Source organism: Kitasatospora sp. NPDC057500 (genome assembly GCF_042802195.1).
Taxonomy (GTDB): domain Bacteria; phylum Actinomycetota; class Actinomycetes; order Streptomycetales; family Streptomycetaceae; genus Kitasatospora.
The window spans coordinates 45,803-72,447 of the sequence record NZ_JBHVER010000008.1 but is presented as its reverse complement, the minus strand read 5'-3'; the positions used below and the strand labels follow the sequence as shown (position 1 = coordinate 72,447).

The following is a 26,645-nucleotide window of genomic DNA, read 5'->3' as shown; positions in this document are numbered from 1 at the left end:
GTCAGGCGGTCGGCAGGTCGGGCGGGAGGGCTTCGCGGGCGGCCAGCCAGGAGGCGGGCGCGCCGGTCAGGCCGGTGCGGGCGGCGACGGTGCCGCCGGCGATCGCGGTGGTGGTGTCCATGTCGCCCCAGCCCTCCAGGGTGTGCCACAGGGCGTCGGGCAGCGAGTCCAAGTGCCCGGCGGCGGACCACAGGGCGAACGGGACGGTGTCCGGTGCGGAGATCTGGAACCCGGAGCCGAGGACGTGCGCCGCGTGCCGCACGGAGGCGCCGTCGGGCAGCCGGGCGGCGATCCGCAGGCCTGAGCGCACGTCGCTGTCCGGCAGCCGGCCGGCGACCTCGTCGAGCAACTCGGCCCGCGCGGGCGCGTCCTGGCCCCGGCTGCGGGCGGTGAGCGCGGCCGCGAGCGCGACGGCGACCGCCCCGGCGACCGCCTCGGGGTGGAAGTGCGTGGTGCGGGCCTGGAGTTCGGCCTGGCGGGCGACGGTGTCGAGGTCGTCGGCGAACCAGGCGCCGAGCGGCGCCACCCGCATCGCCGCGCCGTTCCCGTAGGAGCCCTGGCCCCCGAACTGGCCCGACGTGACCGTTCGCCAGTCGGCGCCGGCCTGGATCTCGCGCAGCACCCGGTGCATCGAGGGGCCGTACTTGCGCCCGTGCTCGCGCGTGTACTCGGCGGCGAACTCTCGTGCCAGCGCGTCCTGGTGGACCTCGCCGCGAGCGCGCAAGTGGCGGAGCAGGACGATCGCCATGGCGGTGTCGTCCGTCCAGTGCCAGGGCGCGGGACGGGGCAGCCGGGCCGCGAGCGCGGTGGGGGCCTCGTCGGTGGGGACGGCGAACCAGCGGTCGCCGAACGCGTCGCCGAGGGCGAGGCCGTGCAGGCTGTCGAGGGCGGACCCGGGAATGGGGCCGGGACTGGTGGTGCGCATGGCGTTCTCCGGGCAGGGTTCCGCGGGGCGGGGCACGGGTTCGTCGCGCGCCAGTCTGCTGGCCGGACACGGGGGCGGGCCAGTGGTTTTCACCGCCCCGGGCCGGTCGGCGGCCCGGGCGTGAACCGGTCCGGGGCGGGGGAGTCCGTCAGGTGTCGGCCGCCAGGCCGCGCAGGACGAGCTTCCAGAGGGTTTCGAACCGGTCCCCGGCCGCCGGGTCGGACCAGCCGGAGGCGTGGGCGGGGTGGTGGAAGTGGGCGGTCGCCTCGAACACCGCGCGGGCGGTGGAGGCGATCGGGGTGTGCCGGAACTCCCCCTTCTCGATGCCGTCCTGGATGATCTGGGCGATCTGGTCGGTCAGCGCGTCCAGGTGGGCGTCGACGATGCTGCTGGTCTCCCCGACCAGCGTCGTGTAGGTCGCGAAGAGCTGCGGGTCGTCCAGGGCCTTCTTGCGCTTGGCGGCGAACAGCGTGGCCAGCCACCGGTGCAGGCGCTCGGCGGCCGGACCGGGCTCGATGGCGATGAAGCGCAGCTCGTCGTGGGCCTGGGCGAGCCAGCGCTCGGTGACGGCCTCGCGCAGCGCCGCCTTGCTGGAGAAGAAGCGGTAGACGCTGCCGTGGCTGACGCCGAGGGTGCGGGCGACGTCGACGACGGTGGCCTTGGTCGGGCCGAACCGTCTGAGGACGCCCTCCGTCGCGCTCAGGATCTGTTCTCTGGTGAGTGCGCTGTCCGTGGCCACGGGGAGGTTCGTCCTAACGGGTGAGGCGTCCGCCCGCCGGGTGCGGCGGACGGGCGGCCGGCCGGGTGGCGGCCGTCGGCGGGGTGGTGCGGGTGCGGACGGCCCTGCCCGCGGTGGGCGCCCGCCGCGGACGGGGCCGCGGCTCAGCGCCCGCTGTCGGGATGGGCCATCTGGGCGGCAGCGTACCGTTCCCCGGCCGCGGACCCGGCGGGGACCGCCGCCTCGATGGCCGCGAGGTCGGCCTCGGCGAGGGTGACGTTCCGCTCGGCGGCGACCTTGCGCAGGGACTCGACGAGGCGGAGGCGGTGGGCATGGGGCCAGGGCGCACTCGGTGCTGACAGATTTCAAAATCTGTTATCTGTTATCTGAAATCTGTCAGCTGTCATTTGTCAGCCGTCCGTCGGACCCCGGGGGCGCGCCGGCGGGTCAGTCGGTCACCCGGCTCCGGTTCTCGTACGCCAGATCGAGGTACTCGGGGTGCCGCGACATCCACGCCTTGATGAACGGGCACGTCGCCAGCACCGCCAGACCCCGCTCCCGCGCATCGTCCAGGGCCGCCCGTGCCAGCGCCCCGCCGATGCCCTGCCCCTCGTACGCCGGCTCGACCACGGTGTGCGGGTACACCACCAGCTCCTCGCTGCGCAGGTACTCCGCGAACCCGGCCAGGGTGTTGCCCAACCACGCCTCGAACCGGCCGGCACCCTCGGCGTCACGGATCGTGACCGTCATCGCGGACTCCTCACTGCTCGTCGCGGAGCCGCGGCCGGCGGCCCCGGTCCATCATCGAGCGGGTTCCCGCGCCCCGCCCGCCGGGGCGCCGCCGCCGTTGTCGTCGCCGGCCGAAGCGGCCCGGTGCCCGTCCGGTGCGCGCAGCAGGTGCGCCCGCGCCGGAGGAACGTTTCGCCACACCGTCCGGCTCCCCAGCCCGTACTCCCGCTCGAACCGCCGCAGCAGCCGCACCACCGCCCGGTGCTGCGCACCCTGGCGAGGTCCGGACGTGAGCACCCGCGCCGTCGACGTCCCCAGGTAGGAGAAGTACGTCAGCTCGCCGCCGGGCGCCAGCAGTCGCAGATAGAGGTCGAGGATGCGCCGGACCTCCACCGGTTCGAAGTTGGTGAACGGCAGGCCCGAGACGATCACGTCGTAACGCTCGGCGATCGGCCCGGCCCCACAGCCGTCCCAGCCCGGTTCCGACGCGCGGGCCTCCGGGAGGTCCTGCACCCGGCACTCCGACACCCGCAACCGCAGCTCCGGTGCACGCCGCGCCAACTCCGGATCCGCGAGCAGCCGTTGGACGAACCGGGGATTGGACTCCACCGCGTGCAGCCGGTCGCCCGCCCGCAGCACCCGCACCAGGCGGCGCGTCACCGCCCCCGTCCCGGCCCCCACCTCCAGTACCGAGATCGGCCGGTCCGGACGGCTCGTCGCCGGGACCACCAGCGCGTTCACCAGACCGGCACCGCTCGGCGCCACCGCGCCCGTCAGCCGGAAGGTGCGCAGTGCCTCGGAGAGGAAGAACCAGCCCTCCCCGCCACCAGGCCGGGGCCGGTCGGGAACGGGCAGGATGTCCGGTCGGTCGGGAGCGGGACTCGGGCTGAACTGATCGGTCGTCATGACACCGAAGCTAGGGACGCCCGGACCTCCCCGGATCGGCCGACCGACAGCCCGCACCCCCGACGAAAGTAGAGGGTGCGACTGGCCGATCGTCAGGGGCCAGGGGCTGCCGACGCGCCATAGCATCAGGACCCTGAAGCGCGAAGGGAAGGAGGACCAGTTGACCAGCGACCACCTGACACGCACACCCCGCCCGGCCCGTTCGGCCCGTCTGCCGCGCCTGGTCCGTCCACGCCTCCCGTCCCGTCCACCCCGCGCCACCCGGCCGGACCGAGCGCCGGAGGCACCGCAGCCCGGTCGCGGCGCACTGCTCGGCTGGTACGCCCCTGGCCGGAACCGGCCGGTCGAGACGCTCCTGCTCGCGAGCGTCCTCGTGCTCCTCGCCGAGGAGACCGTATTCCAGTGGCTCGGCCACGACCAGCCCCTGCGCCCACTGCGGATCGCCGGGGCCGCCCTTGCCTCACTCTCCCTCCTCGTCGCCCGTCGCCACCCGGTCGCCGCCGCGGTACTGCCCGTCGTGGTCTGCGGGCTGCTCAACCGGGCCTTCCCCGGCCTGTTCAGCGTCTTCCACCTGGCCTCGACGGGCCGCACGACCCCGGCCCTCGTCGCCGGGGCCGTGATGGCCGGGCTCAGCGTGGTCCGTGCCGACTCCGTTCTCGACTGGGCGGGCATCACCGGCTCCCAGCTCCTCGTCGAGGGCGCCGCCGTCTGCCTCGGTCTGTGGTTGCGCGGCCGCCGCGTGCTGATCCGCACTCTGCATGCCAAGGTCGACGCGCTGCGCCGCGAACGCGAGCTGCGCGTCGAGCAGGCCCGCGCCGCCGAACGCGCCCGCATCGCCCGTGAGATGCACGACGTCCTCGCGCACCGGCTGAGCCTCCTCGTGCTGCACGCTGGCGTGCTGCGCGACCAGGCCCGGGCCGGCACTGTCGCCGACGACCCCGAGCGCCTCGCCCACCGGCTCGAACTGCTCCGGGCGACGGCCGCCAGGTCGCTCGACGACCTGCGGGACGTTCTCGGTGCCCTCCGCGCCGACCCGTCGGACCTTCCCGATCCACCCGTTCCACCCCCTTCACCCCTTCCATCCCCTGCACCCGCCGCGCCACCAGATCCACCAGGCCCACCAGGACCGCTCGGTGCACTCGGCCGGACCGAGCCGGCGGACCGGCTCGCGCCGACGCCCGACCGCGCGCCGCTCTCCCGGCATAGCCCGGACCCCGGACCCGTCGCCGCACCCGCCCTGCGCGACCTCGCCGAACTCGTCGGCGAGGCCACCGAAGCGGGCCAGCACGTCGAACTCGTCCTCACCGGAGACCCGGAGAGCGTGCCGACTACCCACCGGCTGGCCGTGCACCGTGTCGTCCAGGAGGCGCTGACCAATGCGCGCAAGTACGCGCACACCGCGGAGGTCGCCGTCCGCGTCCAGTACGGGGAGCCCGCGACGACCGTCGAGGTGCACAACGGCCCGGGCGACCCGGCGCCGTCCGGTGCCTGCACGGGCGGTGGCTACGGCCTGGTCGGGCTCGGCGAGCGGGTCGGTGCGCTCGGCGGGCACTTCGACGCGGGTCCCGACGGCAACGGCGGCTTCCGCCTGGCCGCCCGCCTTCCCGCCCCGCACCGTCCGCCGGTCCGTCCGCCCGCACGACCTCCCAGCCGGACGACGACGACATCTCCGACGACGACTCCGGCGATGACTCCGGCGACGGCTCCCCGCCCCGGACCGCCCGATCCGGCCCCGGCTGCCGCGCCGGGACCGCACCCACCGAGCGAGGCGACGTGATCCGCACGATGGTCGTCGACGACGACGCACTGGTCCGGCTCGGGCTCGTCGACCTGCTCGCTCAGGATCCCGAGCTGACAGTCGTCGCCGAGGCGGCCGACGGCCTGGAGGCGGTCGAACTCGCCGGACGGCACCGCGTCGACGTCGCCCTCATGGACATCCGGATGCCCCGGCTCGACGGCATCGCCGCGACCCGCCGGCTGCGCGAGCTCCCCGACGGCCCGCGCGTCATCGCGCTCACCACCTTCGACCTCGACGAGTACGTCTACCGGGCACTCGCCGCCGGTGCCGACGGCTTCCTGCTCAAGGACACCCCGCCCGCCGAGATCGCCCGTGCCGTCCACATCGTCGCCGGCGGGCAGGGGATGCTCCACCCCGCCGCCGCCCGCAGACTCATCGACCGCTACCACCGCACCGGGGAGCCGCGCTCGGTCGCCGCCCGGGGCAGGCTGTCCGCGCTCACGCCGCGTGAGAGCGACGTGCTGCGCGAACTCGCCGTCGGCCGTTCCAACGCCGAGATCGCGCTCGTGCTCGGTATGCGCGAGAGCACCGTCAAGGCACACGTCAGCCGGATCCTCACCGGGCTGGGAGTCGGCAACCGTGTCCAGGCGGCGCTGCTCGCCCGGGACGCGGGCGTGGTCGACGACCACGGCTGACCGACCGTCGCCCGGCATGACCGCTGGAGACCAGTCCGTCCCGACCGTTCCGTATTCACGCCGTTCATGCGGCTCGTGCCGTTCATGGCGAATCGTCCCGCTGGGACCAGGTCCGGTCAGCGCCACGCGGTACTCGCCACCGACCCGCCATCACCCATCTGGCTTGGAAAACGCGCGCCTTGGCGTTCCGCGCTGCCGAACCACCGCCCCGGGTCCATGGTGGAAGTGGGCGCGGTCCGGCGACCGTGCCCGCGCGCCGGGCCAGATCCGCACGCCGTGCGCCGACCGCGTCCCGCGGCCGCGCGCCGGGGAGGATCCCGGCCCCGGCACGCTGGGAGCAGGGCCACCTCGCAGGAAACCGAACGGTTCTTCTAGGCTCACATCTCGGCTTCCCTGCAGCGGTGCGCTGTTCCGCGCCTGCCGCAAGGGAAGCCGCCGTCCACGGAGGCCCCGGGACGATCGGGGCCACCGGATCGAGCGAGGAGGACGCACATGCCACACATGCCGCCCAGCCGTTCCAGCGCACTTGGACCGGAGGGCCCGCTCCGCTGTCCCGCCGATGCCGCCGGGCCCGTCCGCCCGGCGAGCCGGTCCGGCCGACCCGCCCGGCCGCTCTATACCGGCGGCGGCCGCGGAGGCGAGCGTTGAGTCCTCAGGCCGTCCGCCCGTCCACCGAGCCGGCGGGCCCCACGGCCGCCGTCGCCCCCACGACCGGAACCGGTACCACCGGCACCACCCCCGCCGATGCCGCCACCGCAGCCGTCACCACCGTTGTCGCCGCCGCCGCGACCGCCACTGTCACCCCCGCCGAACCGACCAGGACCGCCGTCGCCGCACCCGGTGCGGCCACGCCCGGCACGACCGGCACCGGAACCGCCCGAACCGTCCTCGCCCCGGCCACCCCCACGCCCGTCGCCGCACCACCCACCGCGGCGGCCCCCCACACTCCGGCCGTCACCGACAGCGAGGGCCAACCCGGCCCCACCGCCGCGCTCCCCGGTCTGCCCCAGGCCCTCACCACTCGTGCCCGCACCCTCGCCGGAGCCGTCCGGAAGCGTTGCGCGGACCTTGCCAGGATCGAGTCCCCCAGTGGCGACGCGCCCCGACTCGACGCCCTCGCCGAGGAGTTGGCCGCCGGATTCCGCGCCACCGGAGCCACCGTCCAGCGCGAACCCGGCCCGGCCGGCGACCACCTGGTCCTCCAGTGGGACGGCCGCGACGAGAGCCTGCCGCACCTGCTCGTGGTCGGACACCACGACACCGTCTGGCCCGTCGGCACCCTCACCGACTGGCCGGTCACCGAGAGCGACGGCGCTCTCAGCGGGCCCGGCGTGGTCGACATGAAGGGCGGACTCGCCGTCCTCGAAGGCGCGTTCGCCCTCCTCGCCGACCTCGGCCAACGCCCGCACCGCACCGTGCGCCTGGTCGTGGTCTCCGACGAGGAGGTCGGCAGCCCGGACGGGCGGCGCCTCGTGGAGCGCCAACTGCGCGGTGCCGCCGCCGTGCTGGGCCTCGAACCGCCGCACCCGGACGGCCGGCTCAAGACGGCGCGCCGCGGCTCCACCAGGGTGCGGCTCACCGTCACCGGACGCGAGGCGCACGCGGGCAACGACGCCGCCGACGGGGTGTCGGCGGTCGACGAACTCGTGGACCAGCTGGTCGCCGTCCGTGGGCTGGCCAGCCTGCCCGGCACCGAGCTCAACGCGGGCCGGATCAGCGGCGGCAGCCGCGCCAACGTGATCGCCGGCCGGGCCGAGGCCGAACTCGGCCTGCGCTTCTCCACCACCGAGGCGCAACGCCGCACCCTCGACAACCTCGCCCGGCTGACCGCGCTCCGCCCCGGCGCGCGGGTGCGCACCGAGGTGCTGTCCAGCCGTCCGGCCTGGCCGGAACGTTCCGCCAACCCGTTGCTGCGTCACGTCCGCTCGCTCGCGGCAGCGCTCGGGCAGCAGCTGGACGGCGGTCCGGCGGGCGGCGCCGGCGACACCAACCTGCCGGGCTCGCGCGGACTGCCCACGCTCGACGGCTTCGGCGCCGTCGGCGCGGGTGCGCACGCCCGGCACGAGCACATCAGGATCGACCAGCTGGCGCCGCGCATCGCCCTGCTGGCGGCGCTCCTGGCCGTCCCGCTGCCGAGGCTGCGCGACCGCTCGGAGGGCTGAGCGGGTAGCCGGCCGTGACGGTGGTCGGCGGATTCCGGGATCCGCCGACCACTCTCCGCCCGCCGCCCGCACCCACCGCCCGCGCCCGCCACGCGCACCCGCCACCCGATGGCCGGCGGCACGTCCGCCCGCCACCCGACGGCCCGTCCGCCCGGCCGTCGCGCCGGTCAGTGCGTGCCCGGCTCCGGTCGGTCCTCGGCGAGCAGCGGGAAGAGCCGGGTGACCGCCGCCACGGGGCGGGTTCCCGCGCGCGGCTCGCGCTGCCGGTAGGGCGCGAGCAGGGCGCGGACGGCAGCGCCGAGGTCGGCGAGTTCGTCGGCGGTGAGGTGCAGGACGTCACTGGAGGTGTGGTCCCGCTGCCACTCGTCGGGCGCGGCGGACCGGTTGGCGAGCCAGTGCCGGTAGCTGCCGTCCTCCAGATCGCTCGCCAGTTCGGGGGCCAGGTCGTGTCCGGCAGCCCGGCGGGCCGGCTCCTCGGCCGTTCCGGGCGGCATGAGCGAGCCCTCCCAGCGCAACCGCCACGGCCGTGAACGGCCGTCCCCGGTGGGAGCCTCCTCGATCAGCCCGTAGCGGGCCAGCTGGCGAAGGTGGAAGGAACACGTTCCCGAACTCTGGCGGATCATCTGCGCGGCCTGGTTCGAGGTGATGCTGCCCCACTCGGCGATCAGGTCGAGCAGCGCGGCGCGGACCGCGTGGTGCGCCAGCGGCCGGGTGGGCGCCATCGGGGGAGCGGTCGGTTCGGCGGGGTGGTTATGGGGGGTAGTCACTTTGCAAAGATGAAACTTTGCAAAGTGTTTTGGCAAGTGCGGATCCGTCGGCAAGCGACAGAACAGCACATGAGCTGGAGAAACGCTGTTCCTGGCAGTGGTGTGAGAGATCGTCGACACCCTCCACTCCATACTTTGCAAAGTTCGGACTTTGCAAAGTATGGGAGAGTTTGGCCGGGTGCCGGCGGCACGGGACGGGGCTGCCGCGCGGCCGAGGCCGAGACGCGGAGGGGAGACAGGTCATGGCACGACGCGAGTCGGTGGAGCGGACGGCGCTGACGGTGGGGACGGCGCGGGTCCGGGGGCAGGTGCGGGTGCAGGGCGCGGTGGTCAGCGGGTACCCGGCGGTGCCGCCGGAGGCGCTGCGGGGCGAGGTGCGACGGATCACCGTCGTCGGGGAGGACGTCCTGCACCGCCGCTGCCGCGACGTGTCCGAGGAGGAGTTCGGCACCCCCCGGGCCGGCGCGGCTGATCGACGACATGTTCGCCGCCATGTGGGTCGCCCAGGGCGTCGGGCTGGCGGCCAACCAGATCGGCGTCGACCTCCAGGCCTTCGTCTGGGACTGCGTCGACGAGGACGGCATCCGCCACGTGGGCCACATCCTCAACCCGGTGCTCGACGAACTGCCGGCCGGCGCGCGCCGGCTCGTCGAGGCAGCCGAGGGCTGTCTCTCCGTCCCCGGACCGTACCTGGAGCTGGCCCGCCCGGACACGGCGGTCGTCCGCGGCCGGGACCTCGACGGCCGGCCGCTGGTCATCGAGGGCACCGGCTACTTCGCGCGCTGCCTCCAGCACGAGACCGACCACCTCGGCGGCGGCCTCTACATCGACCGCCTCGCCTCCCGGGACCGGCGCACCGCGCTGCGCCGCATGCAGGAGCGCCAGGCGGAGGTGTTCGCCGAGCGGGCGGCCCGCGCCGAGGAGCTGGCCGCCCTGCGCTGAGCGGGCGCCTCGCGACCGAACCGGCGCTCTCGGCGCCGAACCCGCGCTCCCTGCGCCGAGCTCCCGGGCGCCGAACCCACCCCCCCCGCCGACCCCGCGCGGCGGGTTCGGCCGCTGTTCAGCGGCGTGTGGCCCCGTAGATGATCTACGACCAGACCCGGTACCTACCGTCAGGGCCCACACCACCTCCGGGAGCGAACATGCACGACATCCACGAGTCCGGGCACGCGGCCAGCAGCGAGTGCGAGTGCCCGCGGACCGCCGACCTCGACGGGGACGGACCGGCCGCCGCCGGCCGGCGCCGGTTCCTGCGCGGGGCGGGCCTCCTCGGAGCCGGGGTCGGCGCGGCGGGTCTCGGCGTGCTCGGCGCGGCCCCCGCACAGGCGGCCGGCCCCGCGCCGTACGGCGGCCCCGAGCCGTCCGACGGGCCCGGCGCGGCACCCGGACAGGCGCGGAAGGCCTCGGGGAAGGAACAGAAGGGCAAGGGGAACGGCAAGGGCCGCTGGCAGCCGGACCCGGACGCCCGGCGGTTCACCGTCGTCGTCATGCCGGACACCCAGTACCTGTTCGACCAGGACCGGATCCACCCGGCGCCGGTCGAGGCCTCGATCCGCTACGTGCTCGACGGCGGGGTCAACCGGGAGGACGGCACGGACGACAACATCGTCTTCCTGGCCCACCTCGGCGACGTCACCGAGAACGGGCTGGCCGCCGAGTACGCCGCCGTCAGCAAGGTGTTCGGCCTGCTGGACGACGCCGGCGCCGCCTACGGCGTGCTCGCCGGCAACCACGACGTCCGCTCCTCGACCGACGACCGGCGCGGCAGCACCCCGTACCTGGAGACGTTCAGCAAGGAACGGGCCGCCCGCACCTCCGGCTACCACTCCTCCAGCCCGGACGGCTACAACACCTGCCACGTCTTCACGGCGGGCGGCCGCCCGTGGATGGTGCTCTCGCTGGACTGGCGGCTCTCGGACGCGGGCTTCGCCTGGGCCAACGCGGTGATCGCCGCCAACCCGAAGGTCCCGGTGATCCTGACCACCCACGACCTGGCGCACGCCGACGACGGCGGCCAGGCCGAGCTGTCCGACTACGGCAGGAAGCTCTGGGAGCGGCTCATCAGCGGCAACGACCAGGTCTTCCTCACCGTCAACGGGCACTACTGGCCGCCTGGCCGGACCGTGCTGAAGAACAAGGCCGGCCACGACGTCCACGTCCACATCACCAACTACCAGGACCGCTACTACGGCGGCGCCGCGATGATCCGGGCGTACCGCTTCGACCTCGACCGGAACACCGTCGACGTGTCGACCTTCTCGCCGTGGATCCAGGAGATCGCGGCCGAGGAGCGCAACACCCTGGCGGCGCAGCAGGTCGAGCTGACCTCGGACGTCGACCGCTTCTCGCTCGCGATCGACTTCGACCGGCGCTTCGCGGGCTTCGCGCCCGTACCGCAGCGCCCGTCCCGCCGTCCCGCCGGCCTGCTGGTGCGGGACACCGTGGCGTACTGGCGCTTCGACGGCGGCGCCGGCGACGGTACGGCGGTCACCGCGCAGCAGGTCGTCAAGGACCTGGCGGGGCAGGGCAACGACCTGTACGTCCGGAGCGCCCCGGGCACCCCCGACGGCGCGCTCACCTGGTCCGCCGACCACCACCCGGACCAGCCGGGCCACGGCAGCCTGCTGTTCAAGGGCACCCGCTCGCCGGTGCGCGGCACCTACCTGGAGACCGGGCCCACCGCGCCGCTGAACCGGGAGACCTTCGAGCGCGGGTTCACCGTCGAGGCCTTCTGCAGGCTGCCCGCCGACTGGGACTCCGGGCGGAGCCGCTGGTCGGCGCTGCTCAGCCGGTGGGGGACGGCGGGCGAGGCGGGCAGGAGCGGTCCGGGGACGGACGCGGACGAGCCCGTCGTGACGCTCAGCCTCTCCGAGGCGCCCGCCCTGCAGTGGTGCGTCTACCCGCTCAACCAGACCGGCGCGTCGACCTGCTGGGGGCACCAGCTGCCCCTGGACCGGTGGTGGCACGTCGCGGTCGTCAACGACGGGAAGCTCAGCCGGATGTACGTCGACGGCTGCGAGGTGGCCCGCAACCCGGCCACCCCGGCCGTGGGGCTGACCACGCTGGGACGCCCGTGGATGCTGGGCGGCTACGCGTACGCGGGGGTGCTGGACAAGGTGTTCCACGGGTACGTCGGCGACGTCCGGATCGTGCGGCGGGCCCTGCGGGCGCGGGAGTTCATGACCGCGTGACGTGTCATGAGTACGTGACGCCCGCCGACGGCGTGACGCCCGCCGACGGCGCGACGCCCGCCGACGGCGCGACGCCCGCCGACGGCGCGACGCCCGACGGCCGCGCGACGCCCGCCGACGGCGCGACGACCTGATGCGCGGACGCCGCCGGTCCCCCTACACCGAGGGCCCAGCGGCGTCCGCGAGGACCGCCCGCAGGCGGGCCAGGCACTCGGCGACGAACGCCGGATAGCTGTGCCAGTAGTACGGGATCCCGGCGGCACCGACCGCGATCGCCCACGCGCGGGCACGGATCCACGTCGGCCCGTCGAGGTCCAGCGCCTCCCAGTACGCCCGGCGAGCCGCCGCCGGAAGGTCCCAGACGGTCGAGTGCTCGGCGTCCGGACGGCCGACCGACAGGCAGCCGAAGTCGATGACCGCGTGCAGCCCGCCGTCTCGGACGAGGAGGTTGGTGGGTTTGAGGTCGCCGTGCAGCCAGACGTGCGGCGCGGACGGCTCCGGCAGCGCGAGCCCGGCCCGCCACAGCCGCTCCAGCGTGTCGACGTCCAGTGCCCCGCCCCCGTCGGGGAGCTCCGCGCCGGTTCCCGCCAGCGCGCGGCAGTCCGCGAGGCAGCGGGTGACCCACTCGTCGCAGTCCCGCAGCGAGCCGCCCCGGTACCAGCTGAGGTCGTCCGCCCTCCGCGCGCCCATCAGGTCGAGGCCGTGCAGCTCCCGCACGAACGCCGCGAGGTCCGCGCCGAGGCCGGCCCAGTCCCGGACGCTCGACGGGCCGGCCTCCGCGCCGTCGATCCAGCGGTAGACCGACCAGGCGAGCGGGAAGGCGGCGCCGGGCGCACCGGCGTGGACGGGTGCGGGGACGGCGCGGCCGAGCAGCGGGGCCAGGCGCGGCAGCCACTGCTGCTCCTTCCGCACGGACCGGGCGGCGTCCGGGGTGCGGGGCAGCCGGACGAGCAGTTCGTCGCCGAGCCGGTACATGGTGTTGTCCGTGCCCGCGCCCGCCGGTGCCAGGGCGAGGCCGGCCCACTCCGGCCGCTGCGCCCTGAGCAGCGAGCGGACCAGGTTCTCGTCGGCCGGGATCTCGTCCGTGTGCAGTGTCATGCCGGGAGTCTGGCCGCAGGCCGGGCGCGGGCCAACCGGTTTTCCGCCCCCGGCCGGCGGGCGCCCGCGCCCCGGGCCGCCCGCCACCGGCGGTGCTCCCTTGTCAGCCGCCCCCCGTGCGCGCACAATGGACCCGACCGAACGGTTGGTCGGTAGTTCCGGGCGGGCGCCCGGGCCTTCCGGAACCGGGTGGCGGGGACAGAGCCGGCGAAAGGGGACCGTGGTGACAGTAGAGGTGGCCGAGCGGCCCGGGGCGTCGCCCGAGGAGGCGTTCGAGGCCGTCATCGCCGCGGAGCAGCGGATCGAGCCCCGCGACTGGATGCCCGACGCCTACCGGGCCACCCTCGTCCGCCAGATCGCCCAGCACGCGCACTCCGAGATCATCGGCATGCAGCCCGAGGGCAACTGGCTCACCCGCGCCCCCTCCCTGCGCCGCAAGGCGATCCTGCTCGCCAAGGCCCAGGACGAGGCCGGCCACGGCCTCTACCTCTACGCCGCCGCCGAGACGCTCGGCGTGGACCGCGCCGAGCTCACCGAGAAGCTGATCACCGGCCGCCAGAAGTACTCGTCGATCTTCAACTACCCGACGCTGACCTTCGCCGACGTCGGAGTGATCGGCTGGCTGGTGGACGGCGCGGCGATCTGCAACCAGGTCCCGCTCTGCCGTTGCAGCTACGGCCCGTACGCCCGCGCCATGGTCCGGATCTGCAAGGAGGAGTCGTTCCACCAGCGCCAGGGCTTCGAGCTGCTGATGACGCTGATGCGCGGCACCGACGCCCAGCGCCGGATGGTCCAGGACGCGGTGGACCGCTGGTGGTGGCCGTCGCTGATGATGTTCGGCCCCTCGGACGCCGCGTCGCCGAACACCGCCCGGTCGATGGCCTGGCGGATCAAGCGGCACACCAACGACGAGCTGCGGCAGCGCTTCGTCGACATGACCGTCCCGCAGGCCGAGCACCTCGGCGTCACGCTCCCCGACCCGGAGCTGCGCTGGAACGAGGAGCGCGGCGGCTGGGACTTCGGCGAACCGGACTGGTCGGAGCTGAACCGGGTCATCCACGGCCAGGGCCCGTGCAACGCCCAGCGGATGGAACGGCGGCGGGCCGCGCACGAGGACGGCGCGTGGGTGCGCGAGGCGGCCACGGCGTACGCGGCGAAGCGCCGCGCCGGGAGCGGCGCAGGCACCGAAGCGGCACTGAGCGCGGAACAGGAGAACGGAAAGTGACCGAGTCCAAGGCCGGCTGGCCGCTCTACGAGGTGTTCGTGCGCCCCCGGCGCGGCCTGAACCACGTGCACGTCGGCTCGCTGCACGCCTCCGACGACCGGATGGCCCTGCTCGCCGCCCGCGACCTCTACACCCGCCGCAACGAGGGCGTCAGCCTCTGGGTGGTCCGCTCCGACGCGATCACCGCCTCCACCCCGGACGAACGCGACCCCTTCTTCGCTCCCAGCGGCGACAAGGTCTACCGCCATCCGACCTTCTACGACATCCCCGAGGATGTCCCGCACATCTGACCGGGAGCAGCCGAACCATGACCGACGACCACCTGACCGGCGACCACGCGACCGGTGACCACCTGACCGGCGACCACGCGACCGGTGACCGCCCGAGCGGCGACCACGCGACCGGCGACCACGTGTACCTGAGCCTCGCCGAGGCGTCCCCCGGGCCCGAGGGCGAGGGCCGCTGGGCGTACGGGACGGGCTTCGCCGACCCGCTGCTCGGCGTGGACACCGCCGTGCCGCCCGGCCTGGACGGCGCCGACCTCGCCGCCTACTGCCTGATGCTGGGCGACGACGCGCTCGTCCTCGCCCAGCGGCTGATCGAGTGGTGCACCCGGGCGCCGGAGCTGGAGGAGGAGGTCGCGCTCGCCAACCTTGGCCTCGACCTGCTCGGCCAGGCCCGCCAGCTGCTCACCCGGGCCGGCCAGGCGGACGGCTCCGGGCGCACCGAGGACGATCTGGCGTACTGGCGCGAGGAGCACGAGTTCCGCAACGTCCGCCTGGTCGAGGCGCCGAACGGGGACTTCGCGTACTCGGTCGCCCGCCTGCTGCTGTTCGCCACGGCCCGCGGCGCGCTCTACGAGGCGCTGGCCGGGCACGCCGACCCGGTGCTGGCGGCGGTCGCCGCGCGCGGGGCGAAGGAGCTGGCCTACCACCGCGAGTACGCGACGGCGTGGACGCTGCGCCTCGGCGACGGCACGCCGTACTCGGCCGCGCGGATGCAGGCCGGGCTGGACGCGGTGTGGCCGCTGCTGGAGGAGCTGTTCACCGCGCACCCGGTGGAGCTGCGGGCCGGTGCGGACCCCGGGCCGCTGCGCGAGCCGGTGCTGCGCTCGGTGGCGGCGGTGTGCGCGGAGGCCGGGCTGACGGTGCCGGACGCGCCGGGGCTGGCGGCCGTCGGCGGCCGGGCCGGGCGGGACGGGGTGCACACCGAGGCGCTCGGCCCGCTGCTCGCCGAGCTCCAGGTGCTGGCCCGCGCGCACCCGGGCGCGACGTGGTGACGGCCGTGGCCGGGGCACGCGCGCCGGGCGGGGCGGCCTGGGCGGTGGCGGCGGCCGTGCCGGACCCGGAGCTGCCCGTGCTCACCCTCGCCGACCTGGGCGTGCTGGCCGAGGTCACGGAGGACGGCGGCACGGTGACCGCGTGGCTCACCCCCACGTACTCGGGCTGCCCCGCCGTCGCCGAGATGGCCGCCGACGTGGACCGGCGGCTGCGCGCGGCCGGGTTCGCGGACGTCCGGGTCCGGCTGCGGCTGGACCCGCCCTGGTCGACCGACCTGATCACCGCCGAGGGCCGGCGGAAGCTCGCCGAGGCAGGCATCGCCCCGCCCCGGCCCGGCGCCGCCACCGGGGCGCGGCGGGGCGGGAGCACGCCGCTCAGCCTCGGCCCGACCCGGCTCGCGGACGCCGCGGGTGGCGGGGATGCCCCGGATTCCGAGGGCGGCGCAGGGAGTGCGGACGCCGCCGTCGCGCCCGTCGGCTGCCCGCGCTGCGGCGGCACCGACACCGAGGAGCTGTCCCGCTTCGGCTCCACCGCCTGCAAGGCGCTGTGGCGCTGCCGGGACTGCCGCGAGCCCTTCGAACGCGTCAAGGAGATCTGAATGGCCGCCGTCCCCTCCGCCCTCCCGTCCGCCGTCCCCTCCGCGGTCCCGCCCGCCGTGCGCCCCGCGCGCCGGCCGGCCTTCCACGTGCTGCGGATCGCCGGGCTGGAGCGGCTCTGCGAGGACGCCGTCGCGGTGACCTTCGCCGTGCCGGACGGGCTCGCGGACGCGTTCGCCTTCCGGCCGGGGCAGACGCTGACGCTGCGCCGGGTGGTGGACGGCGTCGACGAGCGCCGCTCGTACTCGATCTGCGCCCCCGTCGGCGGGCCGCTGCGCATCGCCGTGCGCGAGGTGCCGGGCGGGCTGTTCTCCCGCTGGCTGGTGCGCGACGCCCGGCCGGGGGAGGAGGTGGAGGTGCTGACGCCGACCGGCCTGTTCACCCCCGACCTCGCCGGGCCCGCCGACCACGTGCTGCTGGCGGCCGGCTCCGGGATCACGCCGATGGTGTCGATCGCGGCCTCCGTGCTGGCCGCCGACCGCACCTCCACGGTGACCCTGCTCTACGGCAACCGGCGCAGCGACACCGTGATGTTCGCCGACGAGCTGGCCGACCTCAAGGACCGCTACCTGGGCCGCTTCCAGCTGGTCCACGTGCTCTCCCGGGAGACCAGGGACGCCGAACTGCTCAGCGGCCGGCTGGACCCGGAGCGGGTCGCGGCGCTGCTGGCGGCGCTGGTGGACACGGCGACGGTCGGCCACTGGTGGCTCTGCGGGCCGTTCGGCATGGTCGCCGGGGCGAAGGAACTGCTGGCGGGGCTGGGCGTCCCGGCGGAGCGGGTGCACCAGGAGCTGTTCCACGCCGAGGACGAGCCGGTCGCCGAGCGCGCCGACGACACCCCGGGCGGCGCGGGCGATGCCGACGGCGCGGCGCGCAGCGAGGTCACCGTCGTCCTGGACGGGCGCGGCAGCACCCTGTCGCTGCCGTGCGACCGCTCCATCCTGGACGGCGCGCAGCGCTCCCGCCCCGACCTGCCGTTCGCCTGCAAGGGCGGGGTCTGCGGCACCTGCCGGGCCCTGGTCACGGAGGGCGAGGTGGAGATGCGGCGCAACTTCGCCCTGGAGGAGAAGGAGCTGGCGGCCGGCTACGTCCTCACCTGCCAGGCCCGCCCGGTGACGGAGAAGGTCACGGTCGACTACGACCGCTGAGCGGTCCCCGGCCGGGCGCGTCACGGCGATTGCGCCAGCAGTTCGGCGCGGTGGGCGGCGAAGAACCCGGTGAGCGTGACCGGTGCGCGCCCGAGCAGCCGCCGCGTGGTGCCGTCGTCGGGGACGTCGAACCAGCCCCGGCGCCGGAACGCGTCGTTCTCGCCCCAGCCCGCCGCCAGCGGCGCGGGCACGCCGAGGGCGGTCAGTGCGCCGTGGACGTCCGCGTCGGCCACCGGGCGGTGCCGTACCGGCCGTCCGGTGGCCTCGGCGAGCGCGGCGGCGACGTCGGCGTCGGTCAGGCCCGGGCCGGTCACGTCGAGGACCGTGCGGGTGCCATCCGCTCCGCCGGCGCCCGTTCCGCCGGCGCCCGTTCCGCCGGCGCCCGTTCCGTCGAGGGCCGTTCCGCCGCGGGCCGCGACGCTGCCGGCCCCGGCGGGGGCGGCTTCGGTGAGGACGCGGGCGGCGGCCCAGGCGGTGTCCTCCCGGGTGATGTAGCCCACCCGGCCGTCGGCTGCGCTGCTGGGCAGCTCGCCGTGTGCGACCGCGAGCCGGGCCAGTCCGGTCAGCAGCAGCATCTGCGGCCAGACGTTGAATCGCAGGACGGTGTGCGGGAGGCCGGATCCGGCGAGCAGCAGCTCGGTGCGCCGGTGGTCGGCGGCCTCGGGAACCGGGTTGCCCGGGTCGGCCGCGCGGACCACCGAGGTGTAGACGACGTGCTCCACCCCGGCGGCGACCGCCGCTTCCACGGCCGCCTCGTGCAGTCGCAGGCGTCGGGGCGAGCGCTCGGTGCTGACCAGCAGCAGCCGCCTGACCCCGGCCAGCGCCGACGGAAGGGTGTCGGGGCGGGCGAAGTCGGCCTGCCGGACGGGCACGTCGGGGCGGTCCGGGTCCGCGCCGGCCCGGGCCGGATCGCGGGTGAGGGCGACCACGTCGGCCCGGCCTTCGGTCAGGGCGAGTACCGCGGTGAGCGCCAGCAGGCCGAAGCGGCCGGTCGTTCCGGTTACTGCGAGCATGTGAACTCCTCGACTGTTTCGGCGTCCTGCGGAGATCATGGGTGCGGCCGCCGGTTCGTCGAAAGAAGGAACATCCATGTCCACTGGCGCGGACGACCCGCAGGCCGGCGCCGCGGCACCGGTCACCGCCGAGGACCGCGCGCGGTGCCCGGCGACGGCGGTGCTGCACCGGATCGGGGACCGCTGGAGCGTTGTGCTGATCTGCCTGCTCGCTGAACGCCCTTACGGATACAACGAGTTGGACCGGGCCGTCGCGGACCTGAGCCGCCGGGTGCTGACGCGTGTGCTGCGCACCCTGGAGGCCGAGGGGTATGTGAGGCGCACCGCCCGCACCGAGCCCCCGTACCGGGTCGAGTACGCGCTGACCGACGTCGGGAGGTCGCTGCACGCGGCGGTGGCGGAGCTGGGCGTCTGGGCCGATGCGCGGCACGGCGGCCCGCGGGCGCGGTGAGCGCCGGCCGGCACCGCCGCGCCCGTCAGCTGTCAGCCGGTCAGCCGGTCACCAGGGGTGCCGCGGCCCCCGTGGGGGCCGGGTCGCCGAGCAGCCGGACGATCTCGTTGACCGCCGCGCGCCCGGCCCGGTTGGCGCCGACGGTGCTGGCGGACGGCCCGTAGCCGACCAGGTGGACGCGCGGGTCGGCGGTGGCGCGGGTGCCGGTGAGGGCGATCCCGCCGCCGGGGGAGCGCAGGCCGAGCGGGGCGAGGTGACCGACCTCGGGGCGGAACCCGGTGGCCCAGACGATCGCGTCGACCTCCAGCTCCTCGTCGCCCCAGGCGACCCCGCGCTCGGTGAGGCGGTCGAACATCGGGCGGCGGTGCAGCGCGCCCAGCTCCTCGGCGCGGCGGTAGGCGACCGACGGGCCGAGCCCGGTCACGCTCACCACGCTGCGCACCGGCAGCCCCCGGCGGACCCGCTCCTCGACCTTGGCGACCACCGCGCGGCCGTACTCGGGGGTGAACGGCCCCTCGTGGTAGACGGGCGGGGTGCGGGTGACCCAGACGGTCTCGCCGACCGCCGCGACCTCCGACAGCACCTGGATCGCGGACGCCCCGCCGCCGACCACCAGCACCCGCCGGCCGGCGAACTCCTCCGGGCCCCGGTAGGCGGCGTAGTGCAGCTGGCGCCCGCCGAAGCGGCCCGGGTAGTGGGGCAGGAAGGGGCGGGTCCAGGTCCCGGTGGCGTTGATCAGTGCCCGGGCGGACCAGGTGCCGGAGTCGGTCCCGACCAGCAGCCGGGCGTCCGGCCGGGCGGACTCGGAGCGCACCGCCAGCACCGTGACGGGGCGTACGACGGGGAGCGCGTGCTGGGCCTCGTACGCCGCGAAGTACCCCGGGACGACCTCGCGCGCGGGCGCGTCCGGGTCGGGCTCGGGGAGCTCGACGTCGGGCAGGTCGTGGAAGCCGTGCACGGTGGCCATCCGCAGGGACGGCGAGCGGTGCGCCCAGGCGCCGCCGGGGGCGCGGTCGGCGTCGAGGACGACGAACCCGCCGTCGGTGTCCGCGCGGTGCGGTGCGAAGCCGCGTCGGCGCAGGTGGTAGGCGGCGGACAGGCCCGCCTGGCCCGCGCCGATCACCAGGACGTCGACCCGCCGTCCCGCATCCGACGGGACGGCGCCGTCGGTGGCCGCGCCGTCGGTGGCCGCGCGGTCGGTGGCCGCGCCGTGAGCGGCCCCGTGAGTGGTTGCACCGTAAACAGTCACAGCCGTGAAACATCCGCCGGACGGGCCGTGTTCCCGGCTGCGCGAACGCGCGTTCCCGCCGTCACGGCCCGTCCGTCCGGACCGGGGTCAGGCCGTGGCCGGGGAGATCACCACCGCCGTGCCGTAGGCGCAGACCTCGGTGCCCACGTCGGCCGCCGCCGCGACGTCGAACCGGAACATCAGCACCGCGTTCCCGCCGCGCGCCTTGGTCTGCTCGACCAGCCGCTCCATCGCCTCGTTGCGGCTCTCCACCAGCGTCTTCGTCAGACCGCGCAGCTCGCCGCCGACCAGCGACTTCAGCGAGGCGCCGATCTGGCTGCCGATGTGCCGGCTGCGCACGGTCAGGCCGAAGACCTCGCCGATCACGTGGTCGACCCGGTAGCCGGGGATGTCGTTGGTGGTCACTACCAGGACCTGGGCGTCCGGGCGCTGCCCGCCGCCGTACTCGTCGATGTTCGTCATACGGCCCATCCTGCCGGGAATTCGGACGTCGTCGAACAGGGACGCGCGGGGCGTGCGCGGGAACGCGCGGGGCGGTAACGGCGAGAACGCGTAGGGTAGCCGGTACAGACCGGTGATCGGCGGGCCGAAAAGCCGTACCGTAGGCCCATGGGCGAGCGAAGCGATCATCCACAGGGGCCGGGCGCGGCGGAGGACTCCGGCGCGCAGGAGATCGAGGCGACGGTGGTCCTGGGCCTGCGGATCACGAACTGGCCGGCACTGCGCGCCGCGGCCATCGCGGCCGTGGAGGAACTGGACTTCGAGGGCATCGATCCGGCCGGGCAGCGCCGTGAGCTGCTGCGCGAGGTGGCCGAGGACGCCAACGCGGCGCTCGGCGCGCTGCTCCACCCGGACCGGCTGGTGGCGGCGATCCCGGGGGTCGAGGCGATCGGCGGCACGCTGGAGATCAGCGTCACCGAGGACTTCGCGCCCGACTTCGCCGAGCTGTTCCCGCTGGACGGCGACGAGGAGGAGGGCGGCGGCGCGGCCGGCGACTGGACGCTCACCCCGCGCACCGCCTGCCTGCTGCACGCCCAGCTGCTCGGGCTGGCCGATGCCGCCTACGACGACCTCGACGAGCACGAGGACGAGCCGGTCGCCGACGGCGAGGAGGCCGACTGGACGGTGTTCGGACGGCTGCCGCAGCGCACCTGGCGGCTGCACCGGGGCTGGCGCCGGGCCATGGCCCGCACCTTCGACGACCTCGCCGACGACCTCGCGCTCGGCGAGTGGCCGCTGCCGCGCTGCCTGGCGGAGGAGATCGCGCTGCGGATGGCGCTGGTCGACGCCCGGGCGCTGCTCGGCGCGCAGCCCGAGTCGGTCGCCGACATGATGGGCGACCTGCCCGCGGACCTGTACGACTACGACTGGGACGGCTGCCACGACGAGCTGTTCGGCGTCTACGGGCCGGACGACGGCGATCCGGAGCTGACCGCGGAGCAGCGCGCCGAACTGCTGCTGACGGCCACCCACCCGGAGGGCTGGTTCCTCACCTACGACGATGCGGAGGAGCGGGACCCGCAGCGCGGCTACCGCCGCTGAGAGGTGGAGCGGAGGGGTGGAGCGGCGGCTGGCATGCTGGTCGGGTGACTTCTCCCTTCGACGCCCCGGCTCCCGCCTCCGTCCCCGACTCCGTCCCCGACCTCGAACCCGGACCGACGCCCGAGGACCGCGACGCCCGGCCGCAGTACGTGCTGCCGCTGGTGGTCCGGCTGGAGCGCGCGACGCCGCCCGGGCGGACCGACGCGCTGGAGACCTCGGCGCGGGCGGTGCTCACGCTGCTGGACGACCCGCGGGTCGTCGAGGCCGAGGGGGAGTGGGCCGGGCTCGTCGCGGCCTGGGAGGACGCGCGGATCCGCAAGGTGGTCCGGCGGGCGCGCGGCGGGGAGTGGCGCCGGGCCGGGGAGCTGCCCGGCATCACGGTGCCCGGCCGGGAGGCCGAGGTGCGGGTCTTCCCGCCGGTCCCGCTGGACGGCTGGCCGAAGGAGCTCGCCAAGCTCCAGGTGTCGGGCACCGACCTGGAGGAGAGCGGTCCCGTCGGCGCCCCGGCGCCCGGCGTGCCGGTGCTCTGGCTCAACCCGGAGCTGGAGATGAGCGCCGGCAAGACGATGGCGCAGACCGGCCACGCCGCCCAGCTCGCCTGGCGCCGCCTCGACCGGGCGCACCGCAAGGAGTGGGCGGCGAGCGGCTACGCGCTCGCCGTCCGCACCGCGACGCCGCAGGCGTGGGCGGACCTGGTGGCGAGCGGCCTTCCGCTGGTGCAGGACGCGGGCTTCACCGAGATCGCCCCGGGCAGCTGCACGGTGGTCGCGGACCACCCGGCGCTGCGCGGCTGACGTCCGACGGCGGACGGCTGACAGATGACAACTGACAGATAACAGATTCTGAAATCTGTTATCTGTCATCTGAAATCTGTCAGTTGTCATCTGTCAGCCGTCACCGGCGGGGCGTGAGGATGAGGCGCTCCGTGTGGCAGGCGAACTCGGTGAGCCTGCGGGTCCAGTCGGTGCGGTTCTGCTCGAAGCGCGACCGGGCGGCCTCCCGGGGGGAGGTGGGGGAGGCGAAGCCGCTCTCCGCCACGCGCAGGCGGGTGTGGTCGCCCGGCTCGGTGGTCAGGGTGACGGTGACCAGGGTGGAGCCGCCCCCGGTCGCCTCCTCGCCGGCGGCGCCCGGCGGTCGACGGAGGGCGAGGACGGTGGGCGGGTCCGACTGCTCGATCCGGGCGGGGGTGCCCGCGCCGAACCAGGTGCTCAGGGACTCCGCCCGGGTGAGCACCTCCCAGACCCGCTCGCGCGGCGCCGCGATGGTGATCTCACGCTCGATGCTGTCGGCGACCATGCCGTGAACCTCCTCGATCCGTTGCCCGAGGGTCGCATGTTCCGCCCGCCATGTGCAACTCGCGGGTTGCACATGGCGGGCGGCGGTGCGTCAGGCCGCGTGGCGGCGCAGGCTGCACAGGCCCCCGTACGCGGCCACCGCCGCCCACAGGGCCGTGATCAGCAGCCCGGTCCAGTGCCCGTAGGCCACCTGCGGGTCGTCGGCGTACCGCAGGGCGTACTGGCCCGCCCGGTCCGGGAGGAACTGCACGGCGCGGCGCACGCCCGGCACGCCGGACAGCAGCGGGGAGAGCAGGAAGACGCCCGGCAGCAGCAGGCCCATGGCCGCCGTCAGATTGCGCAGCACGGCGGTCAGGCCGAGGCAGAACACCACCAGCAGCACCGGGTACAGGACCCCCGCCGTCGCGCTGCGCGCCAGCGCGGGCGCGTCCCAGACGTCCGGCACGAACGCGGCGTAGCCGATGAACGAACCGGCGGTGCCGAGCACGCCGACGCCGAGGGCGACGGCCGCGCCGAGGGCGAGCTTCGCGCCGTAGAGCCGGCCGCGGTGCGGGACGGCGGTGAGCGAGACACCGATCATGTGGGTGTTGAACTCCTGCCCGAGCAGCAGGACGGCGAAGCAGACCAGCGCCGCCTGGCCGAAGTTGAGTCCGTAGTGGATACCGAGGCCGGGGTCGGCGGTGAGACTGTCGTCCTTCGTGCCGACCACGGCGGCGACGGCGGTGCCGAACCCGACGGTGAGCAGCAGGGCGACGAGCGGGGTGGTCCAGAGCGAGCGCAGCGTGGTGAGCTTGATCCGCTCTGCGCGCAGCACGTTCCGGGTGATGGAGGCGCTCGTGGCGGTGGTGGCGGTCGCGGCGCTCACGCGGCCACCGCCCGGTACTCGACGCTGTCGGCGGTCATCCGCAGGAACGCCTCCTCCAGGGAGTCCTGCCGGACGGCGATCTCGTACAGCACCACCCCCTCCGCGGCCGCCAGGGCGGCGAGTTCCTCGGGCGCCGCGCCGGTGACCTCCCAGGCACCGTCGTCCACACGCTGCGCCTCCAGGCCCGAACGGCCCATCAGCGAAGCCAACTTGTCCGGATCGACGGCCCGCACCCGGACGCTGCTCCGGCCGTGGCGGTCGATGAAGTCCTGGGTCGCCGCGTCCGCGAGCAGTCGGCCCCGGCCGATCACCACCAGGTGGTCGGCGGTCAGCGCCATCTCCGTCATCAGGTGCGAGGAGACCAGCACCGCACGCCCCTCGGCGGCCAGGTCGCGCAGCAGCGCGCGGATCCAGCGGATGCCCTCCGGGTCGAGGCCGTTCACCGGCTCGTCGAGCATCAGCACCGGCGGGTCGCCGAGCAGCGCGGCGGCCACGCCCAGGCGCTGGAGCATGCCGAGCGAGAAGCCGCGGATCCGCCGGCCGGCCGCGTCGGCCAGCCCGACCTGGTCGAGCACCTCGCCGACCCGGCGCTCCGGCAAGCCGTTGCTCGCGGCCAGCCAGCGCAGGTGCCCGCGCGCCGTGCGGCCGCCGTGCAGGGCGTGCGCGTCGAGCAGCGCGCCGACCCGCCGCAGCGGGACGTCCAGTTCGGCGTACGGACGGCCGTCGATCAGTGCCCGGCCGGCGGTCGGGCGGTCGAGTCCGAGGACCAGCCGCATCGTGGTGCTCTTCCCCGCGCCGTTGGGCCCGAGGAAGCCGGTCACCACCCCGGGGCGGACCTCGAACCCGAGACCGTCCACCACCCGCACCCCGCCGTACTCCTTGGTGAGGCCCTCCACCTTGATCACGGCCGTCCTCCCTCTCTCCCGTTCTCCGGTGACGTCATCCATGGGAACCGATCCGGGCGGTCCGGCGGATCCCGCCGGGGAGGGGAGTGCCCTCCCTCCCGAGAGGGAGGCCGCGCACGGCGCTGACCTGGCAGGATGGCGCGGTGCCCCGAATATTCGCGCCCCTGCTGAGCGCCGCCACCTACGCGCGCTGGCTGCACCTGCTGATCGGCTGGATCTTCGCCGGGGTGGTGCTGATGATCTATCCGGGTGTCGAGGGGCGGAGCCTCGACGAGGTGCTGGCGCGGGCGCTGCCGCTGGACCTCGCGCTGCTGGCGCTGTTCGCGCTGATGCCCGCGATGCGCCGGGCGGAGGGCGTGCAGGCCCGGCTGCTGCTCGTACCCGACCGCGAGCAGGACATCGCCGTTGAGCCGGCCCGCAGTTGGGCCGACCGGCGGCGGACGGCGGGCTGGCTGATCGGGCGGTTCGTCCTCGGCGGGGTGGTCGGCGCCGCCTCGGTCCTCGGGCCCGCCACCGCCTACGACCTGGCCGTGCGGCCGGAACCGGAGGTGTTCGGCGTGCGGGTGCCAGGCGGGGGCGTGCCGCACTGGGGGCTGCTGCTGTCGCCGCTGCTGCTGTTCGGGCTCGGCTGGCTCGTCGTGTGGGCCGGGCGGCTCCAACTCGCCATGGCGGTGAGACTTCTGGGGCCGTCGCCGGCGGATCGGCTGGCCGCGGCCGAGCTGCGCGCCGAACGGCTGCTGGAGCGCAACCTGTTGGCGCGCGAGCTGCACGATTCGATCGGCCACGCCCTGACGGTGACGGTCCTTCAGGCGGGCGCGGCCCGCGAGGTCGGCGACCCGGTGTTCTCGGCCAAGGCGCTCGAAGTCATCGAGGAGACCGGCCGGCAGGCGATGGACGACCTCGAACGCACCCTCGCCCTGCTCCGAGACCCGGGCGACCCGGGCGACCAGGGCGACCCGGCCCTCGACCCGGGCGCCCCCGTCGGCGCGGGCGCCCGGGGCGGGCCGCCCGGGGAGGACGTCCGCGAACGGCCCGGCATCGACCGGCTCCCCGCCCTCTTCGAGACCGCCCGCGCCGCCGGAAGCCCCGTCGAGGCCCGGGTCGACGTGCCGCCCGCCGGCCTCCCCGGCGTGCTCTCCCGCGAGGGCTACCGGATCGTCCAGGAGGGCGTCACCAACGCCCTCAAGTACGCGCCCGGCGAGCCGATCAGCGTCCGCGTCGCCGTCCGCGACGGCCGACTGGAGCTGCGCTGCGCCAACCCCCTGCCCCCGCACCGGGGCGCACCGCACCGCAGCACGCTGCCCCGCAGCACACCGCACCACGCGCCACCGCGCCGGGGCGGCAAGGGACTTCGCGGAATCCGCGAGCGGGCCGTGCTGCTCGGCGGCGAGGCCAGCGCGGGCGCCGAGTCCGGCGAGTGGGTGCTGGCCGTTCGGGTACCCCTACGCTTGGGCGCGTGATGATCGACATTCTGCTGGCCGACGACGAGGAACTCGTCCGGGCCGGCCTGCGGGCGGTGCTGGAGGCGCAGGGCGACCTGCGGGTGGTCGGGGAGGCGTCCGACGGCGCGGAGGCGGTCGCGCTGGCCCGCCGGCTGCGCCCGCACGTGGTGCTGATGGACGTCCGGATGCCCGGTACGGACGGCCTCGCCGCCACCCGTGAACTGGTGCGCGACGGCGCCGCGCCCGGTGGCCGCCCGCCGAAGATCGTCGTCGTCACCACCTTCGAGATCGACGACTACGTCTACCAGGCGCTGCGCGCCGGGGCCGACGGCTTCCTGCTCAAGCGCACCCGGCCCGCCGAGATCGCCCAGGCGGTACGGCTGGTCGCGGCCGGCGAGTCGCTGCTCTTCCCCGCCCAGATCCGCCGGCTCGCGGCCGGCCGGGGCAACGCGTCCGCGCGCGCGGCGATGGCGCGGGCCGCCCTGACGGAGCGCGAGGCCGAGGTGCTGCGGCAGGTGGCGCGCGGACTGACCAACGGCGAGATCGCCGAACAGCTCTTCCTCGGCGTGCAGACGGTGAAGACGCACGTCAGCAGCGTGCTGGCGAAGCTCGGGGCGCGCGACCGCACCCAGGCCGTGATCCTCGCCTACGAGTCGGGGTTCGTCGCGCCGTCCGACTAGCGGAAGGAGCCCACCGGGGCGCGAT

General features: G+C 75.2%; 27 protein-coding genes and 2 pseudogenes. 16 read left to right on the top strand and 13 right to left on the bottom strand.

Annotated features, from left to right (window positions below):
- Nucleotide 1: 1 nt before the first annotated feature.
- The 5 genes and pseudogenes from ACFU74_RS03440 to ACFU74_RS03420 all read right to left on the bottom strand — a co-directional run bounded on the left by ACFU74_RS03440 (nucleotide 2) and on the right by ACFU74_RS03420 (nucleotide 3,278).
- Nucleotides 2-925 (bottom strand): ADP-ribosylglycohydrolase family protein, encoded by a 924-nt coding sequence (locus ACFU74_RS03440; RefSeq protein ID WP_380751031.1) that lies wholly within the window; start codon nucleotides 923-925, stop codon nucleotides 2-4.
- Between the two features lie 148 nt (nucleotides 926-1,073).
- A complete protein-coding gene (locus ACFU74_RS03435) occupies nucleotides 1,074-1,664 on the bottom strand; it encodes a TetR family transcriptional regulator (RefSeq protein ID WP_380751028.1) in 591 nt (196 codons plus the stop codon).
- 143 nt (nucleotides 1,665-1,807) lie between these two features.
- Nucleotides 1,808-1,924 (bottom strand): annotated as a pseudogene (locus ACFU74_RS03430) (aldo/keto reductase); the annotation flags it as partial.
- A 166-nt stretch (nucleotides 1,925-2,090) separates the two neighbouring features.
- The gene (locus ACFU74_RS03425) at nucleotides 2,091-2,393 is read right to left on the bottom strand and encodes a GNAT family N-acetyltransferase (RefSeq protein WP_380751026.1); all 303 of its coding nucleotides are present in this window, start codon (nucleotides 2,391-2,393) and stop codon (nucleotides 2,091-2,093) included.
- Between the two features lie 51 nt (nucleotides 2,394-2,444).
- Nucleotides 2,445-3,278: a class I SAM-dependent methyltransferase gene (locus ACFU74_RS03420; protein ID WP_380751023.1), complete on the bottom strand. Its 834-nt coding sequence runs from the start codon at nucleotides 3,276-3,278 to the stop codon at nucleotides 2,445-2,447.
- A 160-nt stretch (nucleotides 3,279-3,438) separates the two neighbouring features.
- On the opposite strand from ACFU74_RS03420, the gene ACFU74_RS03415 reads away from it, so the two are divergent.
- From ACFU74_RS03415 to ACFU74_RS03405, 3 genes are all read left to right on the top strand, one after another.
- The gene (locus ACFU74_RS03415; RefSeq protein ID WP_380751020.1) at nucleotides 3,439-5,055 is read left to right on the top strand and encodes a sensor histidine kinase; all 1,617 of its coding nucleotides are present in this window, start codon (nucleotides 3,439-3,441) and stop codon (nucleotides 5,053-5,055) included.
- Complete coding sequence (locus tag ACFU74_RS03410; RefSeq protein ID WP_380751017.1) at nucleotides 5,052-5,711, top strand: response regulator; 660 nt, start codon at nucleotides 5,052-5,054, stop codon at nucleotides 5,709-5,711. Before ACFU74_RS03415 ends, ACFU74_RS03410 begins: the two co-directional genes overlap by 4 nt.
- Before the next feature lie 644 nt (nucleotides 5,712-6,355).
- Entirely contained in the window at nucleotides 6,356-7,873 is a 1,518-nt protein-coding gene (locus ACFU74_RS03405) for a M20 family metallopeptidase (protein WP_380751014.1), read from the top strand.
- 167 nt (nucleotides 7,874-8,040) lie between these two features.
- Here the strand turns inward: ACFU74_RS03405 and ACFU74_RS03400 are convergent, their stop codons facing one another.
- Nucleotides 8,041-8,595: a winged helix-turn-helix domain-containing protein gene (locus tag ACFU74_RS03400; protein ID WP_380751093.1), complete on the bottom strand. Its 555-nt coding sequence runs from the start codon at nucleotides 8,593-8,595 to the stop codon at nucleotides 8,041-8,043.
- A gap of 287 nt (nucleotides 8,596-8,882) precedes the next feature.
- Here ACFU74_RS03400 and def point away from each other — a divergent pair.
- From def to ACFU74_RS03385, 3 genes and pseudogenes are all read left to right on the top strand, one after another.
- Nucleotides 8,883-9,582 (top strand): annotated as a pseudogene (def, locus tag ACFU74_RS03395) (peptide deformylase).
- A 200-nt stretch (nucleotides 9,583-9,782) separates the two neighbouring features.
- The gene (locus tag ACFU74_RS03390; protein ID WP_380751011.1) at nucleotides 9,783-11,831 is read left to right on the top strand and encodes a LamG-like jellyroll fold domain-containing protein; all 2,049 of its coding nucleotides are present in this window, start codon (nucleotides 9,783-9,785) and stop codon (nucleotides 11,829-11,831) included.
- Entirely contained in the window at nucleotides 11,828-11,965 is a 138-nt protein-coding gene (locus tag ACFU74_RS03385; RefSeq protein ID WP_380751008.1) for a hypothetical protein, read from the top strand. Before ACFU74_RS03390 ends, ACFU74_RS03385 begins: the two co-directional genes overlap by 4 nt.
- 22 nt (nucleotides 11,966-11,987) lie before the next feature.
- On the opposite strand, the gene ACFU74_RS03380 is transcribed toward ACFU74_RS03385, so the two are convergent.
- Nucleotides 11,988-12,929 carry an aminoglycoside phosphotransferase family protein gene (locus tag ACFU74_RS03380; protein ID WP_380751005.1) on the bottom strand — a complete coding sequence of 314 codons (942 nt, stop codon included), beginning with the start codon at nucleotides 12,927-12,929 and terminating at the stop codon, nucleotides 11,988-11,990.
- A gap of 223 nt (nucleotides 12,930-13,152) precedes the next feature.
- Between ACFU74_RS03380 and paaA the strand changes: the two genes are divergently transcribed.
- Genes paaA through paaE form a run of 5 tightly spaced genes read left to right on the top strand, consistent with a single transcriptional unit; the run spans nucleotide 13,153 to nucleotide 17,178 of the window.
- Nucleotides 13,153-14,154, top strand: a complete 1,002-nt coding sequence (gene paaA, locus ACFU74_RS03375; protein ID WP_380751002.1) for a 1,2-phenylacetyl-CoA epoxidase subunit PaaA — start codon at nucleotides 13,153-13,155, stop codon at nucleotides 14,152-14,154.
- Complete coding sequence (gene paaB, locus ACFU74_RS03370) at nucleotides 14,151-14,444, top strand: 1,2-phenylacetyl-CoA epoxidase subunit PaaB (RefSeq protein ID WP_344330439.1); 294 nt, start codon at nucleotides 14,151-14,153, stop codon at nucleotides 14,442-14,444. The genes paaA and paaB overlap by 4 nt, the downstream gene beginning before the upstream one ends.
- A gap of 17 nt (nucleotides 14,445-14,461) precedes the next feature.
- The gene (gene paaC, locus ACFU74_RS03365) at nucleotides 14,462-15,433 is read left to right on the top strand and encodes a 1,2-phenylacetyl-CoA epoxidase subunit PaaC (protein WP_380750999.1); all 972 of its coding nucleotides are present in this window, start codon (nucleotides 14,462-14,464) and stop codon (nucleotides 15,431-15,433) included.
- A gap of 5 nt (nucleotides 15,434-15,438) precedes the next feature.
- The gene (paaD, locus tag ACFU74_RS03360; RefSeq protein WP_380750996.1) at nucleotides 15,439-16,032 is read left to right on the top strand and encodes a 1,2-phenylacetyl-CoA epoxidase subunit PaaD; all 594 of its coding nucleotides are present in this window, start codon (nucleotides 15,439-15,441) and stop codon (nucleotides 16,030-16,032) included.
- Nucleotides 16,033-17,178, top strand: coding sequence for a 1,2-phenylacetyl-CoA epoxidase subunit PaaE (gene paaE / locus ACFU74_RS03355; protein WP_380750993.1), 1,146 nt, complete (start codon nucleotides 16,033-16,035; stop codon nucleotides 17,176-17,178).
- 20 nt (nucleotides 17,179-17,198) lie between these two features.
- Here paaE and ACFU74_RS03350 read toward each other — a convergent pair whose 3' ends face one another.
- Complete coding sequence (locus ACFU74_RS03350; protein WP_380750990.1) at nucleotides 17,199-18,191, bottom strand: NAD(P)H-binding protein; 993 nt, start codon at nucleotides 18,189-18,191, stop codon at nucleotides 17,199-17,201.
- Nucleotides 18,192-18,267: 76 nt separating this feature from the next.
- Here ACFU74_RS03350 and ACFU74_RS03345 point away from each other — a divergent pair, with 76 nt between their 5' ends.
- Entirely contained in the window at nucleotides 18,268-18,642 is a 375-nt protein-coding gene (locus ACFU74_RS03345; protein ID WP_380750987.1) for a winged helix-turn-helix transcriptional regulator, read from the top strand.
- A gap of 40 nt (nucleotides 18,643-18,682) precedes the next feature.
- On the opposite strand, the gene ACFU74_RS03340 is transcribed toward ACFU74_RS03345, so the two are convergent.
- Nucleotides 18,683-19,768, bottom strand: a complete 1,086-nt coding sequence (locus ACFU74_RS03340) for an NAD(P)-binding domain-containing protein (RefSeq protein ID WP_380751090.1) — start codon at nucleotides 19,766-19,768, stop codon at nucleotides 18,683-18,685.
- Nucleotides 19,769-19,978: 210 nt separating this feature from the next.
- Nucleotides 19,979-20,353 (bottom strand): YbjQ family protein, encoded by a 375-nt coding sequence (locus tag ACFU74_RS03335; protein ID WP_344330409.1) that lies wholly within the window; start codon nucleotides 20,351-20,353, stop codon nucleotides 19,979-19,981.
- Nucleotides 20,354-20,500: 147 nt separating this feature from the next.
- On the opposite strand from ACFU74_RS03335, the gene ACFU74_RS03330 reads away from it, so the two are divergent.
- Nucleotides 20,501-21,433: a hypothetical protein gene (locus ACFU74_RS03330; RefSeq protein WP_344330407.1), complete on the top strand. Its 933-nt coding sequence runs from the start codon at nucleotides 20,501-20,503 to the stop codon at nucleotides 21,431-21,433.
- Nucleotides 21,434-21,477: 44 nt separating this feature from the next.
- On the top strand, nucleotides 21,478-22,227 hold the full coding sequence (locus tag ACFU74_RS03325; RefSeq protein ID WP_380750983.1) for an aminoacyl-tRNA hydrolase: 750 nt from the start codon (nucleotides 21,478-21,480) through the stop codon (nucleotides 22,225-22,227).
- Between the two features lie 100 nt (nucleotides 22,228-22,327).
- Here ACFU74_RS03325 and ACFU74_RS03320 read toward each other — a convergent pair whose 3' ends face one another.
- The 3 genes from ACFU74_RS03320 to ACFU74_RS03310 all read right to left on the bottom strand — a co-directional run bounded on the left by ACFU74_RS03320 (nucleotide 22,328) and on the right by ACFU74_RS03310 (nucleotide 24,498).
- Complete coding sequence (locus ACFU74_RS03320) at nucleotides 22,328-22,729, bottom strand: hypothetical protein (RefSeq protein WP_380750980.1); 402 nt, start codon at nucleotides 22,727-22,729, stop codon at nucleotides 22,328-22,330.
- 90 nt (nucleotides 22,730-22,819) lie between these two features.
- On the bottom strand, nucleotides 22,820-23,593 hold the full coding sequence (locus ACFU74_RS03315) for a hypothetical protein (protein WP_380750977.1): 774 nt from the start codon (nucleotides 23,591-23,593) through the stop codon (nucleotides 22,820-22,822).
- Complete coding sequence (locus tag ACFU74_RS03310; protein WP_380750974.1) at nucleotides 23,590-24,498, bottom strand: ATP-binding cassette domain-containing protein; 909 nt, start codon at nucleotides 24,496-24,498, stop codon at nucleotides 23,590-23,592. Before ACFU74_RS03310 ends, ACFU74_RS03315 begins: the two co-directional genes overlap by 4 nt.
- A 143-nt stretch (nucleotides 24,499-24,641) precedes the next feature.
- Here ACFU74_RS03310 and ACFU74_RS03305 point away from each other — a divergent pair, with 143 nt between their 5' ends.
- Nucleotides 24,642-25,958: a sensor histidine kinase gene (locus tag ACFU74_RS03305; RefSeq protein WP_380750971.1), complete on the top strand. Its 1,317-nt coding sequence runs from the start codon at nucleotides 24,642-24,644 to the stop codon at nucleotides 25,956-25,958.
- Nucleotides 25,958-26,620: a response regulator gene (locus tag ACFU74_RS03300; RefSeq protein ID WP_380751087.1), complete on the top strand. Its 663-nt coding sequence runs from the start codon at nucleotides 25,958-25,960 to the stop codon at nucleotides 26,618-26,620. Before ACFU74_RS03305 ends, ACFU74_RS03300 begins: the two co-directional genes overlap by 1 nt.
- Nucleotides 26,621-26,645 lie beyond the last annotated feature (25 nt).

Excerpts from the sequence above, each read along its gene's own strand:
- ACFU74_RS03440 (WP_380751031.1), bottom strand. The coding sequence starts at position 925 with ATGCGCACCACCAGTCCCGGCCCCATTCCCGGGTCCGCCCTCGACAGC.
- ACFU74_RS03425 (WP_380751026.1), bottom strand. The coding sequence starts at position 2,393 with ATGACGGTCACGATCCGTGACGCCGAGGGTGCCGGCCGGTTCGAGGCG.
- ACFU74_RS03420 (WP_380751023.1), bottom strand. The coding sequence starts at position 3,278 with ATGACGACCGATCAGTTCAGCCCGAGTCCCGCTCCCGACCGACCGGAC.
- ACFU74_RS03400 (WP_380751093.1), bottom strand. The coding sequence starts at position 8,595 with ATGGCGCCCACCCGGCCGCTGGCGCACCACGCGGTCCGCGCCGCGCTG.
- ACFU74_RS03390 (WP_380751011.1), top strand. The coding sequence starts at position 9,783 with ATGCACGACATCCACGAGTCCGGGCACGCGGCCAGCAGCGAGTGCGAG.
- ACFU74_RS03380 (WP_380751005.1), bottom strand. The coding sequence starts at position 12,929 with ATGACACTGCACACGGACGAGATCCCGGCCGACGAGAACCTGGTCCGC.
- paaC (WP_380750999.1), top strand. The coding sequence starts at position 14,462 with ATGACCGACGACCACCTGACCGGCGACCACGCGACCGGTGACCACCTG.
- paaE (WP_380750993.1), top strand. The coding sequence starts at position 16,033 with ATGGCCGCCGTCCCCTCCGCCCTCCCGTCCGCCGTCCCCTCCGCGGTC.
- ACFU74_RS03350 (WP_380750990.1), bottom strand. The coding sequence starts at position 18,191 with ATGCTCGCAGTAACCGGAACGACCGGCCGCTTCGGCCTGCTGGCGCTC.
- ACFU74_RS03345 (WP_380750987.1), top strand. The coding sequence starts at position 18,268 with ATGTCCACTGGCGCGGACGACCCGCAGGCCGGCGCCGCGGCACCGGTC.
- ACFU74_RS03335 (WP_344330409.1), bottom strand. The coding sequence starts at position 20,353 with ATGACGAACATCGACGAGTACGGCGGCGGGCAGCGCCCGGACGCCCAG.
- ACFU74_RS03330 (WP_344330407.1), top strand. The coding sequence starts at position 20,501 with ATGGGCGAGCGAAGCGATCATCCACAGGGGCCGGGCGCGGCGGAGGAC.
- ACFU74_RS03320 (WP_380750980.1), bottom strand. The coding sequence starts at position 22,729 with ATGGTCGCCGACAGCATCGAGCGTGAGATCACCATCGCGGCGCCGCGC.
- ACFU74_RS03300 (WP_380751087.1), top strand. The coding sequence starts at position 25,958 with ATGATCGACATTCTGCTGGCCGACGACGAGGAACTCGTCCGGGCCGGC.